Here is a 16,881-nt window from a genome sequence, read left to right as displayed (position 1 = left end):
CGACCAGTCGCCGTTCACCGCGAGCTGCCACGAGTGGTACACGCCGTCGGCGCCTGCCGCGAACGTCTCCAACCGGCCATCCGCCGACCTGCCCGACACCACACGACCAGACGCGTAGGGATGCTTGAGGGCACTACCCGCACCGGACCACAGGGCGTTGGCGATGACCACGGCGTCGTTCGCTTCGACGGCGTACAGGCCGCGCAGGTCTTCTCGCGGTTGCTCGACGCGCCAGCAGACTTCGCCGATCGGCATGTCGTTCCAGGCGGGAGCGTTGCGTTCCATGGTGTTGAGGAACCAGTCGACCGCGCGGGCCGGGTTGACGCACCCCTGCGAGTCCGAGGGGCACCAGAGCGACTTGCGCATCTGGAACAGACCGAGCGAGTCGTGGTCGACGGCCTCGTCGTAGTTGTTGAGGCTGCTCTCGACGATCGATGCCGCGATCAGGATCGCCGCTGCCTTCTGGTTGTACCCGCGTGCTCGCACCTGCTGCACGATCGCCCGCGCGCAGGACACCCGGTAGGCGTCCATGTACCCGGCCATCTTGTTGCGCAGTTGCGGGTTCAACTGGTCGGCCATGGTGCGGTCGGTGCCTGACGGCCCGTTGGGGTCGCACGGTGCGATCCGGATCGCCAGCCGCTGCGCGGAACCGGCGATCCTGGGGTCATGAGGTGGGGTGGTCGGTGGCTGCTCGGCCGTCGCGACACCACTCGTCGCCGCCAGTACCCCGGCGGTGACGAGCACGGTGAACGCGCGGCGCAACAAATGTCTCATCATTGCGTCACTTTCCTGGCGCGAGTTCAGTTGATCGCTGGCCCTGCGGACGTGCCGACCCAGCCCCATTCCGACCAGGTGGAGAACCCGGTCTGCCACCTGTGGAAGACACCGGCGCCGCTCGTCGCGAACACCTCGATGCGGCCGTCGGCGTTGTGGCCCGCGTTGACCTCGGTGCCGCCGGTGCCGAACGTCTCCCAGTCCGAGTACGGCGCGTTCGGGTTGGTCTGCCAGACATGGCCCGCGGTGCTGCCGTTGATGGCGAACACTTCCACGCGGCCGTCGACCGAGCGGTCCGACGTCAGCTCGGAGTTCACCGGTCCGCCGGTGCCCGTCCACTCCGACCACGCGGTCGGGCTGGTCTGCCACCGGTGGAACACCCCATTGGAACCCGACGCGAAGACCTCCAGGCGCCCGTCGGTGTTGTGGTTCACGGTGACGTCGTGCCCACCGCCGCCGAAGTCGTCCCACGAGGACCAGCCGCCGTTGACCGCGGTCTGCCACATGTGCTGGAACGTGGTGTCCGACAAGGCGAACACCTCCAACCGGCCGTCGGGGGCGTTCTCCATGGCGAGCCGCGAGTTGGCGGGGCCGCCCATGGTTCCTTCCCAGTTGCCCCAGCCGCCGCTGGGTGCGGTCTGCCAGCGGTGGAACACGCCGGTGCTGTTGGACGCCATCACTTCGATGCGGCCGTCGGCGTTGGTGCCTGCCGCGACTCGGTATCCGCCGCCGCCGAAGTTCTCCCAGCCGGACCAGCCCGCGCTCGGCGCGGTCTGCCACATGTGGTCGAAAGTGCTGTCGGACAACGCGAACAGCTCCAGCCTGCCATCGGCGTTCGTCGCCACGGCGAGCTGCGCGTTACGCGGTCCACGCATGAACTCCCACGCCGACCAGTCGCCGTTCACCGCGAGCTGCCACGAGTGGTACACGCCGTCGGCGCCTGCCGCGAACGTCTCCAACCGGCCATCCGCCGACCTGCCCGACACGACGCGACCGGAGGCGTACGGATGCGGCCTGGCGGTGGTGTCCTCGACGATCTTGTTGTAGCGCAGAGCCTTGTAGTCGCCGTTGGGGTGACCGTCGAGACTCGCGTTGTGGATGTTCGCACGCAGGTGCTTCACCGGCGTGGAACCGAAGGAGTAGTAGGAGAACCCGCCCTGGTCGTCCTCCCACTTGTGGAACAGCAGAACGTGGTCGTAGAACGAGTTGAGGATGTCTCCCGGGCGCAGGTCGGCCCGTGAGATCTCGTGCGAGTAACCCGGGAGCCCCTGCGTCGACGGGTTCGCGTTGAGATGCCACGCCATCGACACGTAACCGGAGCAGTCGCGGCGGTAGTTGTAGTCCCCGCCGGGACCGGGGGAGAACCCGCCCTGGTCGTACGGGCCAGGCTGGTTGTCCACCCAGTACTGGGCACGCCAGATCACCTCGCTGCGGGTGATCGGGCCGCCGCGGTCCGACTCGGCGGCCGACGGAACCGCGATGGCGGCGAGCACCACGACGACAAGCGACAGGAGCACTCTGAGACGTCTCATCGGAACTCCCCCTACGCCTTGCGGAGCCGGGCGATGATGCCGTCGAGGTCGGCCCGCATCAGGTGCTCGCGGACGAAGTGGCCGCCGGGCTCCTCGTGTGCCTCGTAGTGGATGCCTGCCTGGTCCAGCGCCGCGCGGAACTCACGCTGACCTGCGAGCACCTGGGTCTCGTTGGCCTGGTCGAACCAGTTGACCGGATCGGGGCTGGTCCCGGCGACCAGGAAGATCCGTTTGTTGCGGTAGCTCTCGATGCGCTGCATGGGGTTGTCGGCCGTGACCCGGGCCTCGTCCCACGGCACGCCGTAGACCGTGCCGCCGCCGAGGTCCATCGCGGCCGAGCTGAGGTTGGCCCAGTGCACCACCATGCCGTTGTCGCGGCGGAGGCTGGCCGGGCCGGAGTGCGAGCTGACCGAGGCGAAGTGGCCCCAGTACTTGGCGGCGTACTTCAACGCGCCGAAACCGCCCATCGAGAAGCCCGCGACCGCGCGGCCGTCGTACTCGGCGAAGGTGCGGAAGTTCGCCTCGACCCACGGCAGCAACTGGTGGATGTGGAAGTTCTCCCAGTTGCGCGGGCCGACGTTGGTCGTGACCGGGTTGGAGTACCAGCCCGCGTGCCCGCCGTCGGGCATCACGACGATGATCGGCTTGCCCGCCGTCCATGCCCGGATGCCCAGCCGGTCGAAGGTGATGAAGTCCTGGTCGTTGCCGCCGCCGTGGAACAGGTACAGCACTGGGTAGCGCAGGCCACTGGTGTGGTAGCCGTCCGGCAGCAGCACGTTCACGGCGGGCTGCCAGCCGATTTCGGCGGTGCCGAACCGGTAGTACCACATCCGGGGGTCCTGCTCGTTGCTCTGGACGATCGTCAGCCCGAAGCCGTTGCCCGCGGCGCTGGCTGTGCCCGCCATGGCGACACTGCCGAGAGTCATCGCTGCGCCGATCCCCCCGGCTGCTTTCAACATGCTCCGTCGGCTGTGGCGGTACTCGTTCACGTGTGTCCTCCCAGTGTCGCGGTACGTGAACGCGATCGTGCGGTAACGGTCCGTGACAGGACAAGGACACAGGACCGGCCATTAATGGCCGGTCGGCCGTGGCCGTCCGCATTCGCCTGGATACAGCCTGTTTTTGGAAACAGCGTCCGGTCAGTTTTTGACGGCGGAGGCAGCACCGTGGTCCAGAAGCCACCGGATCAGGTCATCGGCTCCGCTGCGGTGCGCGGCGTCCAGTGGCGTGAGGTTCTCCCACGGCGGTGTCCAGTTCACCTGCGCGCCACGTCCGAGCAGGACCTCGGCGGTGCCCTGCTGGCCGCCGTGGCACGCGCCCCAGAACGCCTCGTTGACGTCGTCCTCGTCCGCGGCCTTGAGGTGCTGGTCGAGACGTTCGACCAAGCCCAGCGTCGCGGCCTGGAAAAGGGTGACGTGGGCGCCGCGCTCGACCAGGCGGTGCGCGGCGTGCCATTGGCCGAACGCGGTGGCGTCGTCGAGCGGGCTCCCGCCCGCGATGACGGCGCCGTCGGCGTCGATGTCGGCACCGGCGTCGAGCAGCGCGTCGACAACGGCGACGTCGTCGCAGCTCGCGGCCCAGTGCAGCGGGGTCTCGGTGTGTGCGCCGCCGCTGAAGCGGGCGTTCACGTCGGCACCGGCGGCGACGAGCGCGGCGACGGTGGCAGGGCCTTCGGGGTAGTGCCCCGGCCAGTCGGTCACGACGTGCAGCAAGGACCGCTCCTCACCGCACGATTGGTCCCGGATCCGGACACGCGCGAGCCCCGGGTGCTCGGCCAGCAACTCGGTCAGCGACCGCACGTCACCGGTGCGGATCGCCGAAACGGCCGCTTGGGCAAGTGGATCCGCGCTATCAAGCGAGTTCACGTCGTTGAGACTATCGGCTGGAAAGCAGCGTGGACCTGGGGTCACTCAACGGTGTTATGTGTGGCGAATGCCTATGAAGCGTGTGTGCGGAGCGGGAGCGGCTGTACTCGCCGTGGCCGCGTTGCTCGCGACACCCGCAGCGGCCACGCCGCTGCCCGACCTGCTCGCCGACACCGACCGCGACGGCCGGTTGACTGCGGCCGACGAGCGCGGTGAGGACGTCTGGACATCGGCCCGTGGCGCGATCGCCCTGCCCAACGTCGACGACGACCAGCGCCGGTGCCAGGTCAGCGACGCGGACCTGGAAGCGGTGGACATCACGGTGGACCGCAGGCTCGCGGCGTGCAACGACGCGGCCGACAGCGTGGTGAACGGCCCGGCCGACCAAGCCGACCTCGCGCCGATGCGCATCGGCGCCCTGCCCGGCGTGAGCACGGCACGGCTGACCGTGGCGCCCGCCGAGTCGGCCCGCGTCTTCGTCCGCCGAGACGGCGGTTTTGTCCCGCTGACCCCGGAGAACAACGGCGTGCTGACCGCCGCCGACCTCAAGCACGGGGTGGACCTCGCTGTCGAGGGACGTGACGTGGTGCGTGACCGGACCGTCTGGGACGCCGTGGTCACCGCGACCCTGGAGGTGCCAGGCCGCGGGACCGACCGGGTCCAGCTGAGAGTGGCGCCGCTGCTGGTGCAGAACGACCTCCAGCCCGCTGCCACGGTGTTCGCCGGGAAGCCGGGTGACGGGCCTGGCTGGCCGTCGAAGGCGCAGCCCTGGCCGATCGCCGACGGGGTGCCGGGGGAGTGGCCCGCGTTCTCCTCGTCGCTGCGCGCCGCCATCGGCACCCAGGTGGAGACCCGGTTCGTGCAGGGCAGCCCGGGGTGGTGGAAGGACATGTGGTGGCAGGACACGTTCGAGCCCGCGACCGTGAGCATGCCCGTCCGCGACGGGGTCCAGTCGATGCGGGTGATGATCCGGTCCGCCAACCGGTGGCGGCTCGCAGGCAGCGACGGCGCCCTGCACACCAGTCTGCGTCCGGCTGGGCGTCACCTGTTCCGGCACCTGCGGGGGCCGGGTGTCGGAGTGGTGCAGGAGTTCACTGAGCAGTTGCTGCCCAATGAGGACGACAGCCTCAACTCGACCGGCAACATCGAGTCCCTGCCGCCTTACCGGGGGTTCCCGCACGGGCGTCTGCTGTACGGCTCCGCGCCGGACCGGACACCCAACCAGGCCTTCGTCGGCTTGCTGACCGGACAAGGGCAACAGCCTCCGGTCGTCATCGACACGTCGTGGTTGCTGGTCGGTCACGCCGACGAGACGGTCCACGTCATTCCCGCGCCCGGCGAGCGCGGCTGGACGCTGATGGTCGCCGATGCCCGGATGGCCGAGGGAATGCTGCGTGACATCGCCGGGCGGGGACTCGGCGACACCCGGCTGTTCGCCGACACCCAGGCGCCGCACCGGCCGACCGTCGCCGGACTGCTGGCCGATCAGGATTTCCTGCGTGGCAACGAAGACGCCGCCCGGCACATCGACCGCCAGCTGTCGGTGCTGATGGCCGAGACCGGGATCAGGCCGGAGGAGCTGGTACGGGTGCCGGTGCTCTGGGCCGTCGACGGTGTCAGGGGGAACGGCGACCCGTTGTACTCGGCGTTCAGCCCCAGCATTCCCAACGGGTTGTCGGTGACGCCACAGCGTTTCGCGGCGCCCGATCCGCACGGGCCTGTGGTGGACGGCCGCGACGTTTTCCGTGACGTGACGGAGAAGGCGTTGCGCCGCAACGGTGTCGCTGTGTCCTGGGTGGAGGACTTCTTCTGGGCGCACCTCGGCAAAGGCGAGGTGCACTGCGCGACCAACGCGTGGCGCGACACAGGGAGCGGTCGCTGGTGGGAACAGCGGGGAATGTCAGGCGCTTGACATTCCCGCTGGTCACCCGGTCTCGGCGTCGATCGCTACGGGGTGACCACGCTCGCCAGCTTCGCGGTGCCCTCGGGCGACTCCACCTGGAAGTGGTTGCTGCCCAGGTCGACGAGGACGTACTCGAAGCGGTCGATCACTTCCTGTGCGACGAGGCCGCGGACCGCGAACACGGTGATCGGCTGCCTGGTCTCCCGCAGCGCCGCGTCCATGTCCCAGCGGATCAGCCCTTCGATGGAACGCAGGCCCGCGGGCTGCCGCACCGCGGCCATCTTGGTGAAGTACCGGTCCTTGAGGGCCTGCTCAGTGCCTGCTGGTGAGCCGCCATCGACGAGCCTTCGCACGTCCCGCGCGAACTCCGCCATGGTCCAGACGTTCCGCGTCGACCGCGACTCGCCGTGCTCGGCGAGGTCGATCGCCAGGACCCGGTAGTCGTCGGGCATGGCCGAAGTCCTCGCGGAGCTCGCCCGCCAGCTGGGCCGCGAGGTGACCGAGCCGGACGTGGAGCCGCTGAAGTGGACTCTCGGCGAGCTGGGAAAACAAGTGACCGCCGACGAGGTGCGAGCCGCACGAGACGGCGTCGCCGACTTCGGCCGGTCCGTCGTGAGCTGGTGGGACGACCACGACCTCCTGCTCACCCCCACGCTCGCCGAACCGCCACTGCCCTCCGGCGCGCTCCTGCCGACCCCAGCGGATCCGTTGGCCGCACTGGCCCGCAGTCAGCAGTTCGCACCGTTCACCCCGTTCGTCGACTTCGCGGGCCTGCCAGCGATCAACCTGCCGCTGCACATCGGTACCGGCGGATTGCCGATCGGTGTGCAGCTCGTGGCCGGGCCAGGCCGTGACGACCTGCCGCTGCGGGTGGCCGCGCACCTGGAGACCGCGGCGCCGTGGCAGGACCGCCGTCCCGCCGTGTAGCCGCATGCCTCCCCGCGATCAGTCGCGAACCGGTCCTGCGGCCTTGCCGAACCACACGTGGGCGCGTGCCGGGTCTCCGGGCAGGCCGGTGACGGACTTCGTCGACGGTTTCGGCGGATCCGCCACCCACAGCTTCGCAGTGGTGTTCATGCTGGCCACCAGGTCCATGTGTACGTCGGGGATCCGCACATCGACGGTTGTGCCGTCGGGCAGTGTGCTGGTGCCATGCACTGTCTGCCCGGTGGACCATGGGCGGTGGTAACCGATGCCGGTGATCGAGATCGGTATCTCGTGCCACTGCGCTGGTTCGGTTCGCCGGTATGCCGCCACAACCTTCGGAAGGCCCGCCAGGAAGTTGAGGACGATCAGCGCGACGACGATGACCGTCGCCGGTTGCTGCCGGTAGGCGTCGACCGGGTCGCCGAGGCCGAGCCACAGCAGACCGACCACGACCAGGGGCACGAGGATCGTGATCGTGGCGAGCGCATGGTTCGAGTGCGTGGGGTCGGGCTCGCCAGGCTCGCCGTGGAGGTCGTCCTCGCCCGTGTACACCGGCAGTCGCATGGTCGAACCGGCTGTGCGCACATGGACCTGGCCGCGGTGGTCGGTGATCATCCACATGCCGTGCTGCCTGCTGAGGTCGGCTGAGGCGTTGGTGAACAGGCGGACTTGCGCCGGGGTCCCGTCGTCCAGGTCGAAGATCACCGTGCGTCCCCGGAACCGCAGCCGCTCGGGGGCGATCCACTGCCAGGCTCTCGTGCCCAGCTTCCGTCGCAACCGCCGCATCGCGCTCTGCCTGGCGATGGACATGATCACGACACCCACCAGCAACAGCAATGGCAGGGCGTACACGAGCAGGGTCGCTCCCGTGAACGGCGATGCGAGCACCAGATGCAGTGCGATCACGCCAACCACCCACACCGCCTGCCAGACCAGCGCCACCGCGCCCGCTCGCTTCTCCACCGCGAGTTCCTGGACCAGCAGTGGTTCTTCGACAGCGGGCCGGTCGGTCGGCGGGACCATCGGTAACGGGTCCGTCGAGCTCTCTGGCATTCGCCCCCCCAGTTCACGTGTTGGGGCGAGATTACCGCGCTCGGCGCTTACAGAGGGTGGTCGGGCTTGCCCACGCCGATCAGGGCTGCTCGCTCACGCCATCAGGGCGTCCAGCGCCTTCTTGAGCGCTCGCGGGTGCGCCGGATGGCGTGGTGCCTTCTTCTTCGCCTCGAGCATTCGCGCGCCCATGTCCTGCAACTGCTTGCGCCCGAGCCCCGCCCGCACCTTCGGGAACCAGTCCTGTTCCTCTTCCTCCATGTGGTGCGAGACGTTCTCGATGAGCACGGTCACCTTCGCGTCGAACCGCTCGTCCTGCGGCTTCATCGTCGCCAGTTCGATGCACAGCACGTCGGCGACGTGGTGCTCCTCATAGGATTCCAGCACGTCGTCTTCCAGGTCCGGCAACAGCTTCCTGACTTCCGGGTACATGATCTCGTTCTCGATGTACGTGTGGACAGTCAGTTCCTCGATGATCCTGTCGACGAGTTCACCCTTGGTCGCCTGGGCGCGGGGACCGGCCTTGGCGAACTCCGCGAACAGTCGCCGCATCTGCTTGTGATCCGCTTTCAGCAACACGATCGCGTCCGTCGACATGGGCACTCCTCCGATTGCGTGCGCGGGCTGGTGGCGGGATACCCGCCGCGCACGTCGGCAAACGGAGCCGTCAAGCGGAGGCGCCGCGACAGTGCGACCATCGAGTGATGACATATCCAGAACCTGATCCGCAGCGGACCAGGGCGTTACCGAACCAGGGTGGTCAGCCGCAGCCGCAGCCGCAGCCGACGCCCGCCGCGCCGGAGGATGTCAGACGGGCGAAGCGGGTGCGCACCGTCCGGATGGCCCGTACGGCCGTCACGTTCGTCTGTGCTCTGTTCGCGGTGGTCCTCGTCTTCCAGATCATCCTGGTCCTCGCCGAGGCGAACCCGGCCAACGGCTTCGCCGCCTTCGTCGACGGCTTCTCCTCAGCGGTGTCGCTCGGCTTCGACGGACTGTTCACGCCGGACTCGGCCAAGGCAGCGGTGTTGTTCAACTACGGTGCCGCGGCGATCGTCTGGCTGCTGATCAGCGCGGCGCTGAACTACCTGATCCGCCGCTTCGCGCTGCCGGGCCCGAGGGTGCCCCGGGCGTGACGGAGCCTACGGTTTGATCTTGCCCGCCGCGGGGGAACCAGGGCTCGTGACGCCATCAGCAGAGTCCACAGTCGAGCGTTCAGTCATCGTAGCCGGGTACGACGGTTCCGCGGCTGCCGAGCGTGCCGCCATGTGGGCGGCTCGGGAGGCGTCCGGGCAGGGGCTCGGACTCGCGGTCATCCAGGCGCTCGGCCTTCCCGTGCTGCCGGACTCCACCTCCACCCCGGTGGGCTGGGCCAGCCCGCAGGTGCTCGACGCGCAGGAGCAGGAAGTGCTCCTCGCGCACGCCCAGACTGAGCTCGACCGCGTCGCGGACGCCTGCCGGGGCGCGTATCCGGGCCTCGAGGTGACGACCCGGCTGTTGACCGGGCGCGGGTCGGAAACGCTCGTCGAGGCCGCGGCCGACGCACGGGCGCTGGTGATCGGCCCGGCCGGGCGGTCGGCGCTGCCCAGGGTGCTGCTCGGCTCGACGGCCGCCGAGATCCTGCAGTCCTACACGCGTCCCATCGTGATCGTGCGCCAGGCCGAGGACCAGCCGGAAGGCAAGCACGTCGTGGTCGGTGTCGACGGATCGCGCAACAGCGCCGCCGCTGTCGACTTCGCGTTCGACTTCGCCGAACGGCACGGACTCGGCCTCGTCGCCGTGCACGCCTGGTCCGACCTCCCGCTGGAAGCGATGAACCCGGTGGGGCCGTGGGACAACACGTGGGTGGACGTCGAGCAGAAGGCTGTCCAGGCGTTCGAGGAGTCCCTCGGCGCGCACCGGCAACGGCACCCCGGCGTCACGGTCCACCAGAAGGTCACCCCCGACCGCCCGGCGCACGCCCTGCTCGACCAGTCGGAGGGTGCCGCGCTGCTCGTGGTCGGCAGCCACGGGCGAGGTGCGCTGCGACGTGCCCTGCTCGGCTCGGTCAGCCACACGGTGGCGTTCCACGCTCCGTGCCCGGTCGCGATCGTGCGCCCGGACACTGAGGAGAGCTAGCGAGGTCAGAACCGGCGGTCGCGCACGGGACAAGCGACCGATAAGTGACGGGGCTTCGGGGCATGCCCGTTGCCCTTTGAGGCATCTTGTGGCCATGTGACGTGATGCACGTCCTTCCGTGAACCCGTCCGCGCGTGACGCCGTCTAGCCGGACATGGAAACTGGGCGAGCGCCACACCGGATGGGCGCGGCTCCGCGGACGGTCGTAGTGTCCGGAGTGGTCGTTCTCATGCTCCTGGGCCTGCTGGATCTCGCGTACCGAAGCCGGTTCGGGGATCTGCACAGCTTCTACCAAGGCGTCATCGCCTGGTGGCATGGACGTGATCCGTACGGGCAACTGCCGGCCACGTACGCGGGTGGGACACCGGGGTTCATCTACCCGCCGTTCGCACTGCTGCCGCTGTCGGTGTTCGCGGCGCTGCCGTTCTGGGCCGCCGCGGTGCTGTCCGTCGCGGTTTCCGTGGCAAGTCTGGCTTTCACGTGCTTCGTCGTGGTGCGTGGGGTGTGGCCGCAGGGCGGTGTGCACGGCTGCGTGCTGACAACGGCGATCATCATGCCGTTGGCGCTGCTGGTGGAGCCGGTCCGCAACACCATCGGGCACGGCCAGGTGAACTTGTGGTTGATGGCTCTGGTCGCGGCCGACTGCCTGGTGAAGCACCCGAAGTGGCCGCGTGGAGCGCTGATCGGGATCGCGGCCGCCATCAAGATCACGCCCGCTGCCTTCGTGCTGTTCTTCCTGATACGCAAAGACTTTCGCGCCGCCGCCGTGTCGGCAGCCACGGCTGCGTTCGTCACCGGGGCCATGGTCGTGTTCATGCCCGCCGAGTCGGTCCGGTTCTGGTTCGGCGGAGCGCTGGCCGGGCCCGCCGGCATCGTCAACCGGGAGAACCAGACCATCGCGGCCGGGCTGCACAGACTGGGCCTGTGCGGCGGCTGGCACACCGCGGTGTGGCTGCTGATGGTCGGGCTGGTCCTGGCGATGTCGGTGGTGATCATGCGCCGGGTGGGTGCCGAGGTCGCGATGGTCACCAATGGAGTCGCGGCGCTGCTGATCTCGCCACTGTCCTGGACCGCGCACTGGGTGTGGGTGGTGCCCGCGCTGGTGGTGTTCGCCGCAAGCGTTCTGCCCGCGCACTCCGGGCTTCCGGTACGGGTACGTGATCGCGGCCGTTACGTGCTCGTCGCCCTTGCCCTGCTGCTGATGGTCGGCCCACAGGTGTTGGTGCCCGCTGAAGGCCCGTGGACGGGATGGCAGCACTTACTGGTCAACTTCTACCCGTTGGTGGCGCTCACGGTGCTTTTCGTTGCCGTGCAACGACTTCGTCAAAGAGGGTTGAGCCGGTTGCCGTGATCTCACGCGGGGGCACGGCAACCGGTGTCGGACCTCAGGCGGCGCGCTCGATGTCCCTGCCCGCCAGCCGTTCCACGACCTGGTCCGGCAACCCGGCAGGCGGTGGATCGTAATCGTCGACCAGCCTGCGCAGAAAGGCCCTGATGGCGTCCATCACGCGCTGCCTCCTTCGATGTCGAGCTTTTCCCTGAGCACGCTCAGGCAACGTCCTCGCGTCGGGCCGATGCTGCCTCTCGGCATGTGCAAGGCGTCGGCCACCATCCGGTACTCGGCCCGTCCGGCCAGAACGGTCAGCCGCAACAGTTCTTGGCACTTCCCGGGCAGTTGGGTGAACGCCCGCCACAACCTGTTGTCCCGGTCCGCCCGCACCGCCTGCTCGGCGGGATCCATGGCATCCTGGTCGATCACCGCGGCCACTTCGTCGATGAGCCTGGGTTGGAGATCGATACGGCCGCGTACCCGCCGTGCTTCCCGACGGGTCGTGGTGATCAGCCATCCCGCCAACGCCCTCGGCTCGGACACTGCCGCGATGTGACTGAACAGGGCCAGCCACACGGTCTGCACCACGTCCTCGGCGTTCGTCCTGTCCAGGCCGTTGCCACGAGCGACATGCCACACGAGGGGGGTCAGGTCCTTGACCAGTGCGGCACGTGCTTCACGGCTTCCTGTCCTCGCGGCTCGCAGGCAGGCGGCGTAACGGTCCGAACCGCTCAGAGCGTGCCACTCCGGTTCGTCCACCGCCGCGGAATCGGCGTACCAGGTGTCGCCGGACGCGGTGACGGCCACTTTCCCGGCTTGGCGGATGCCGGCCTTGGCGATCCGCGCGTACATGTCGACCAGTCCTTTGTGGACGTCGAAGTCGGGCCGCGGTGCGTCGACATAGGCTTCCCGCACCAGTTCGGTGATGGTGTCGTGGGGATCGGTCACCGGTGCTCGCCTCCTTCGACATTCCCCAGTGTTCGGTGCACGAGCGGGGCCAGTTTCCGGCGCAGCCGCTGGATGTGGGTGCGCGCGGTCGACTGGGCCATCCCGTCCAGTGCCGCGCAGATCTCCGCGTACGTGAGCTCCTCGAGGAAGTACAGCACCCCGACGGCCCGCTGCTGAGGTGCCTGGCTGTCCAGGAACTTCCTGATCACTTCGATGACCGCGATCCGGCTGACCACGTGGTCGAACTCGGTCCCCGGCACGGTGGGCACGTTGTCGTCGGTCAGGACCTCGTGCCTGGCCTGTCTGCGGTAGTGGTCGACGACCTTGTTGACGGCCACTCCGACGACGTACCGCGCCGGGTCCTGGATCGGCTGGCTGTCCGTGGCCCACAGGCGGAACACCGTCAAGTACGCCTCCTGGGTCGCGTCACGTGCCACCTCGATGTCACCCCTGGCCACCCGGCACGCCACCTGGAAGGTGTGGTGCGCCGTGGCCACGTAGAAATCGTCGAACCGGCGCCGCAGAGCTTCTTCGGGATCATCCGGAGCAGGCGGGTGGGCAACCGTCATTCGGCGCGACTCCTCGTCCGGGACGGCCCCGCGCGCTCGACCACGATCTCCAGCACCGTGCCGTCCGCGCTCCGGTCCACGACACGTGTCCGCTCACCACCCGCCTGGATGATCCGCTCGATGTCCGCCCGCCTGAGGACGCCACACCAGAGCGTGATCACATCCCGGCCGAGCCTGGCGATCACGGGTACGACGGCGATCACGAACGGCCACACCGTTGTCATGCCACCACCTCCATCCGGTAGGTCACCCCGTACTCGCCAGATGGCACCGCGCTGTCTACACCTCTCGGCGATTGCCGCCGGAAACCCGTGAAGATGCCGTGAAAATGCGGTTTCGGGCGTGGGTCGGCCTCAGGCCAGCCGCCTGAGCACGACGCGGCCGCGGTTGTCCGGCCTGGGCTCGACGAGCACGACTTCCCACTCCTCGTCGTCGATGGTGAGGTGTGAACCGGCGCCGCCGACGACCTTGTCCTCGCCTTGGTCGGTGTACAGGTAGAGCGGTGCGGCCGGACCGGTTCTGGTGGTGCCGTCGGCCGCGCGGTACTCGCGTTCGAAGATGGTGCCGACCGCGACCCGGGTCCTGCTCGCGGTCCAGACAGTGGTCTCGGTGATCTCGATCATGGCCGCACCACGTCCACCGATGAGAAGTACCGTTTGAACGGTCCGCTGATCAGCAGCGTGATGTCCCCACGGCCCCACGGGTTCTGCAACTCCACGGTGCCCGCGCTCACGTCGACGGACCTCGGCGCGTACGAATGGTGGGCGACGATGTGGTAGTCCTCGCGGTCTTCCGACTTCTCCGCGCTCTCGTTCTTCGCGCTGCCTGCCGAGTTGCAGGTCACCGGCCACCGGTTGGTCAGGGCCTCGTCGATGATCGCGGCGATTCGGTCCGGCGTCGTCGACGCGACCCTGTACTCGGTCGACCTCCCGCCGGTGAGCATGGCCGCGGCCTCGCCGGAGTTGCCGTCCGCGATGCTCACGTAACCACCCTTCACCTGGGCGTATGCCTTCTCGATCAGCATCGCCCACAGTTCCGGGCCGTCGGCGGCCTGGTCTCCCTGCTGGACGTAGGCCGGGGCGTCGCCCGTCGTGGGGAAGGTCGGCACGACGTTCACGACCTGGGCACCGCCTTCCCTGGACCAGACACCTGCCTTCAGGTGCAGCGTCACGTTGTAGGTACCGTTCGATTGTCTCGCGATGAGCGACCGGATCCGCTCCGGATGCGCCCTGGCCACTGCGATCATCGCCGCGCAGAGGTAGCAGTCGCCGAGTTGACCTTGCCTGACGTCGTTCGGGTCGACCGCGTCGCGGTCGCCGTGCCCTTGGACGAAGGCGTGCCCGTCGTACTGCTCGAACGTCGCGTCCGACACGGCGGGGACCAGATCCCGGTCGGCCGGGGGCGCCGAGGTCTCGCTCAGCATCTCGAGCAGGTCGGGGGAGATCGCGACCCGTTGGCCGAAGTTGTTGTCGTCACCCTGCAACTGGGCCACCTGGCTCGGGTCCGGTCGCAGGGCACGGCCGACCGCGGCGTTGCCGGCCAGCCGCTGGATGTGCGTGATCGCGGCCACGGCCTTCGGCACGGCGGGGCCGGTCGATTCCCCTGCCGGAACGCGCTCATCGCCGCGGTCGTACCTCATGTCCGCCATCGAAGCAGGCGGCCGTGATCGAAGAAACGCGTCAAGGACCGCCCGAAAGGCCGACATCGCCTCCCCATCGGGCCGCCGGGGACGCCTCTGTCCTTTGTGGTCAGTAAGCTCGTGGCGACGCGGGGCCTGCTCGCGCCTTGGTGCCACAGTGATCGGGGCGCCACGCTAGCCTGAATTCATGGCAGACACTCGTCCTGGCGGCCGGACGGCCCGTACGCGCGCAGCGGTGCACACGGCGGTGCGCGAGTTGTTCGCCGAAGGGCGTGACCAACCATCGGTGCGTGAAGTGTCCGAGCGGTCCGGTGTGCACGAGGTGACGATCTACCGGCGCTGGGGGAGGATCGAGTCGCTGGTGCTCGACGTCGCCGTCACGCAACTCAACGACGAGGCGCCGTTCCCCGACAGCGGCGACCTGCGTCGTGACCTGCTCGACTGGGCGCACGCGGTCGCCGGGCAGGTGAAGACACGCGAGGGGTTCGCGTTGTTCCGCGCGCTCGCAGCGGCCACGTCCCCGCTCGGCGGCGACCAGAGCGACTCACTCGCCGCCGACGCCGCCCGTTACCTGCAACAACGCACCGCTCAGATGCAGCAGGCGCTGGACAGGTTCGCGGCGGCTGGCGGCGAGCCCGTGACGGTCGCGCACATCTTCGACGTCGTGCTCGCGCCCATCTACCTGCGCGCGATCTTCGGCTACGAGCCGCCCGACACCGACCTGGACGCGCTGGTCGACCGGGCGTTGAACCTGGCCTGACATTCTTATTGCAGGAACTCTTGCATTAGAGGCGTCCGTCTCGCACACTCTTCGTTAACGCAAGTTCTCTAACGTTAAGAGTGGACGAGGGAGTCCTCATGGCCGACAGTTCTCAACCGCTCCGCGATCGGGTTGCCATCGTCACCGGGGCGAGTTCGGGCATCGGGGCGCAGATCGCCCGCGAACTCGGCTCCATGGGGGCCAAGATCGCCCTGGTGGGGCGGGACGCGCAACGCCTCGCGGCCGTCGCAGGGCAGTTGACGGCGGCAGGCGCGGTGGCCGAGCCGATCGCCGCCGACCTCACCAGCGGCTTCGGTCCCGCGGAGGTCGTGGACCGCACGCTCGCGCGTTTCGGTGGCATCGACGTGCTCGTGCACGCCGCCGGGATCTTCCAGCCGACGCCGTTCACCGACACCACCGACGAGCAGTTGGACGACCAGTGGGCGACCAACGTCCGAGCGCCGTTCCGGCTGACGAGGGCGGCGGCCGAGCACCTCGGCGACGGCAGCAGCGTCATCTTCGTGTCCTCCATCTGCGGGCACGTCGGGTTCCCGAACTCCAGCGCCTACTGTGCGACCAAGGGAGCGGTGGAACTGCTGGTCAAGTCGCTGACCGCCGAGTTCGCTCCCCGGGGCATCCGGGTCAACGCGGTCGCGCCGGGCAACGTGCGCACGAGCATGAACGCGCACCTGTTCGAGGACGCCGACTACGAGCGCCAGATGCTGGACTCCACTCCCGCGGGTCGTGTCGGCGAGGTCCACGACATCGCACCGGCGGTCGCCTTCCTGGCTTCCCCCGCCGCCTCCTACATCCACGGTTCCAGCCTGCTGATCGACGGCGGCTGGGTCGCTTCGTGAGGAATCCGACCATGCCCGGGTTCCGCGAACTCGTGACCCTCAGCGGCCTCGACGCCGTCACCAAGCACCTCGACGAAGCGCTGGTGCTCGCCGCGCTGCGGGACGTGTACGGCTTGTCCGGCAGGCTCGAACGCGTCGCGTCGGAGAAGGACGAGACCTTCGTCCTGCACGCCGTGGACACGCGTCACCTGGTCAAAGTGAGCGGCGAGGGCGAAGCGCGTGAGGACCTCATCCTGCAGACGCAAGTGCTGCGCCACCTCGCGCGCACCGCCCCCGACTTGCCGGTGCCCGTGGTCCGCTCTGGTGTGGACGGTGCCGACATGCACGAGATCGCCGCACCGGCACCGAAAAGACTGCTCCGAGTACTGTCATACCTGCCGGGGGAGCCGCCGTCCGGGAACGCCTCCTTCGGCGGTGTCCACGCGCAGCTGACGCACGCGTTGGCCGGTTTCCGGGGCGAGCACCAGGACCGGACCCTGATCTGGGATCTGCGGCACGTCGGCGCGCTGTTCCCGCTGCTGGACACGGTGAAAGGCGCTGATTTCGTGCTCGCGCACGACGTGCTCCAGGAGTTCGCGCTGCGCGTCCGGCCGGATGACCTGGACACCTAGT

20 protein-coding genes are annotated in these 16,881 nt (G+C 68.7%); 8 read left to right on the top strand and 12 right to left on the bottom strand.

The annotated features are described in order from the left end of the window. From ALI144C_RS10505 to ALI144C_RS10490, 4 genes are all read right to left on the bottom strand, one after another. Nucleotides 1-777, bottom strand: a 777-nt coding sequence (locus ALI144C_RS10505) for a hypothetical protein (protein ID WP_202818912.1), incomplete at its 3' end; no start/stop codon positions are given. A gap of 23 nt (nt 778-800) precedes the next feature. Next, nucleotides 801-2,306, bottom strand: a complete 1,506-nt coding sequence (locus ALI144C_RS10500) for a hypothetical protein (RefSeq protein WP_202818911.1) — start codon at nt 2,304-2,306, stop codon at nt 801-803. Nucleotides 2,307-2,317: 11 nt separating this feature from the next. After that, nucleotides 2,318-3,232 (bottom strand): alpha/beta hydrolase, encoded by a 915-nt coding sequence (locus ALI144C_RS10495; RefSeq protein WP_330359576.1) that lies wholly within the window; start codon nt 3,230-3,232, stop codon nt 2,318-2,320. A gap of 213 nt (nt 3,233-3,445) precedes the next feature. Next, a complete protein-coding gene (locus tag ALI144C_RS10490; RefSeq protein ID WP_076986837.1) occupies nt 3,446-4,171 on the bottom strand; it encodes an ankyrin repeat domain-containing protein in 726 nt (241 codons plus the stop codon). A 67-nt stretch (nt 4,172-4,238) separates the two neighbouring features. Between ALI144C_RS10490 and ALI144C_RS10485 the strand changes: the two genes are divergently transcribed. Then, nucleotides 4,239-6,083 carry a protein-arginine deiminase family protein gene (locus ALI144C_RS10485; RefSeq protein WP_083752910.1) on the top strand — a complete coding sequence of 615 codons (1,845 nt, stop codon included), beginning with the start codon at nt 4,239-4,241 and terminating at the stop codon, nt 6,081-6,083. A 35-nt stretch (nt 6,084-6,118) separates the two neighbouring features. Here the strand turns inward: ALI144C_RS10485 and ALI144C_RS10480 are convergent, their stop codons facing one another. Beyond that, nucleotides 6,119-6,526 carry an alpha/beta fold hydrolase gene (locus ALI144C_RS10480; RefSeq protein ID WP_076986835.1) on the bottom strand — a complete coding sequence of 136 codons (408 nt, stop codon included), beginning with the start codon at nt 6,524-6,526 and terminating at the stop codon, nt 6,119-6,121. Between ALI144C_RS10480 and ALI144C_RS10475 the strand changes: the two genes are divergently transcribed. Continuing rightward, nucleotides 6,525-7,001 carry an amidase family protein gene (locus ALI144C_RS10475; RefSeq protein ID WP_076986834.1) on the top strand — a complete coding sequence of 159 codons (477 nt, stop codon included), beginning with the start codon at nt 6,525-6,527 and terminating at the stop codon, nt 6,999-7,001. The two genes, ALI144C_RS10480 and ALI144C_RS10475, sit on opposite strands and share 2 nt — an antisense overlap. An 18-nt stretch (nt 7,002-7,019) precedes the next feature. Here ALI144C_RS10475 and ALI144C_RS10470 read toward each other — a convergent pair whose 3' ends face one another. Both ALI144C_RS10470 and ALI144C_RS10465 read right to left on the bottom strand, forming a co-directional pair. Beyond that, a complete protein-coding gene (locus ALI144C_RS10470) occupies nt 7,020-8,024 on the bottom strand; it encodes a hypothetical protein (RefSeq protein ID WP_076986833.1) in 1,005 nt (334 codons plus the stop codon). Nucleotides 8,025-8,147: 123 nt separating this feature from the next. Then, the gene (locus ALI144C_RS10465; protein ID WP_076986832.1) at nt 8,148-8,648 is read right to left on the bottom strand and encodes a hemerythrin domain-containing protein; all 501 of its coding nucleotides are present in this window, start codon (nt 8,646-8,648) and stop codon (nt 8,148-8,150) included. A 107-nt stretch (nt 8,649-8,755) separates the two neighbouring features. On the opposite strand from ALI144C_RS10465, the gene ALI144C_RS10460 reads away from it, so the two are divergent. The 3 genes from ALI144C_RS10460 to ALI144C_RS10450 all read left to right on the top strand — a co-directional run bounded on the left by ALI144C_RS10460 (nt 8,756) and on the right by ALI144C_RS10450 (nt 11,517). Continuing rightward, on the top strand, nt 8,756-9,184 hold the full coding sequence (locus tag ALI144C_RS10460) for a hypothetical protein (RefSeq protein ID WP_076986831.1): 429 nt from the start codon (nt 8,756-8,758) through the stop codon (nt 9,182-9,184). Between the two features lie 46 nt (nt 9,185-9,230). Next, nucleotides 9,231-10,166, top strand: a complete 936-nt coding sequence (locus tag ALI144C_RS10455) for a universal stress protein (protein WP_076986830.1) — start codon at nt 9,231-9,233, stop codon at nt 10,164-10,166. A 229-nt stretch (nt 10,167-10,395) separates the two neighbouring features. Beyond that, nucleotides 10,396-11,517 carry a glycosyltransferase family 87 protein gene (locus ALI144C_RS10450; RefSeq protein ID WP_168211224.1) on the top strand — a complete coding sequence of 374 codons (1,122 nt, stop codon included), beginning with the start codon at nt 10,396-10,398 and terminating at the stop codon, nt 11,515-11,517. A gap of 153 nt (nt 11,518-11,670) precedes the next feature. Here ALI144C_RS10450 and ALI144C_RS10445 read toward each other — a convergent pair whose 3' ends face one another. The 5 genes from ALI144C_RS10445 to ALI144C_RS10425 all read right to left on the bottom strand — a co-directional run bounded on the left by ALI144C_RS10445 (nt 11,671) and on the right by ALI144C_RS10425 (nt 14,652). Next, a complete protein-coding gene (locus ALI144C_RS10445; RefSeq protein ID WP_237774086.1) occupies nt 11,671-12,255 on the bottom strand; it encodes an RNA polymerase sigma factor in 585 nt (194 codons plus the stop codon). Between the two features lie 185 nt (nt 12,256-12,440). Further along, the gene (locus ALI144C_RS10440) at nt 12,441-13,013 is read right to left on the bottom strand and encodes an RNA polymerase sigma factor (RefSeq protein ID WP_076986828.1); all 573 of its coding nucleotides are present in this window, start codon (nt 13,011-13,013) and stop codon (nt 12,441-12,443) included. Continuing rightward, the gene (locus tag ALI144C_RS10435) at nt 13,010-13,237 is read right to left on the bottom strand and encodes a hypothetical protein (RefSeq protein WP_076986827.1); all 228 of its coding nucleotides are present in this window, start codon (nt 13,235-13,237) and stop codon (nt 13,010-13,012) included. The genes ALI144C_RS10440 and ALI144C_RS10435 overlap by 4 nt, the downstream gene beginning before the upstream one ends. Before the next feature lie 129 nt (nt 13,238-13,366). Next, entirely contained in the window at nt 13,367-13,636 is a 270-nt protein-coding gene (locus ALI144C_RS10430; RefSeq protein WP_076986826.1) for a hypothetical protein, read from the bottom strand. Further along, nucleotides 13,633-14,652 carry a C2 family cysteine protease gene (locus ALI144C_RS10425; protein ID WP_168211223.1) on the bottom strand — a complete coding sequence of 340 codons (1,020 nt, stop codon included), beginning with the start codon at nt 14,650-14,652 and terminating at the stop codon, nt 13,633-13,635. Before ALI144C_RS10425 ends, ALI144C_RS10430 begins: the two co-directional genes overlap by 4 nt. 187 nt (nt 14,653-14,839) lie before the next feature. On the opposite strand from ALI144C_RS10425, the gene ALI144C_RS10420 reads away from it, so the two are divergent. The 3 genes from ALI144C_RS10420 to ALI144C_RS10410 all read left to right on the top strand — a co-directional run bounded on the left by ALI144C_RS10420 (nt 14,840) and on the right by ALI144C_RS10410 (nt 16,880). Next, a complete protein-coding gene (locus ALI144C_RS10420) occupies nt 14,840-15,412 on the top strand; it encodes a TetR-like C-terminal domain-containing protein (protein WP_076986824.1) in 573 nt (190 codons plus the stop codon). Nucleotides 15,413-15,510: 98 nt separating this feature from the next. Beyond that, nucleotides 15,511-16,269 (top strand): SDR family NAD(P)-dependent oxidoreductase, encoded by a 759-nt coding sequence (locus ALI144C_RS10415; RefSeq protein WP_076986823.1) that lies wholly within the window; start codon nt 15,511-15,513, stop codon nt 16,267-16,269. Then, nucleotides 16,266-16,880 carry a phosphotransferase gene (locus ALI144C_RS10410; protein WP_143230561.1) on the top strand — a complete coding sequence of 205 codons (615 nt, stop codon included), beginning with the start codon at nt 16,266-16,268 and terminating at the stop codon, nt 16,878-16,880. Before ALI144C_RS10415 ends, ALI144C_RS10410 begins: the two co-directional genes overlap by 4 nt. The last annotated feature ends 1 nt before the right edge of the window (nt 16,881 follow it).

The organism is Actinosynnema sp. ALI-1.44 (assembly GCF_001984155.1).
Classification (GTDB): Bacteria; Actinomycetota; Actinomycetes; order Mycobacteriales; family Pseudonocardiaceae; genus Kibdelosporangium.
Note: the sequence above shows the minus strand (reverse complement) of the source record. Positions and strands in the feature narration are given on the sequence as shown.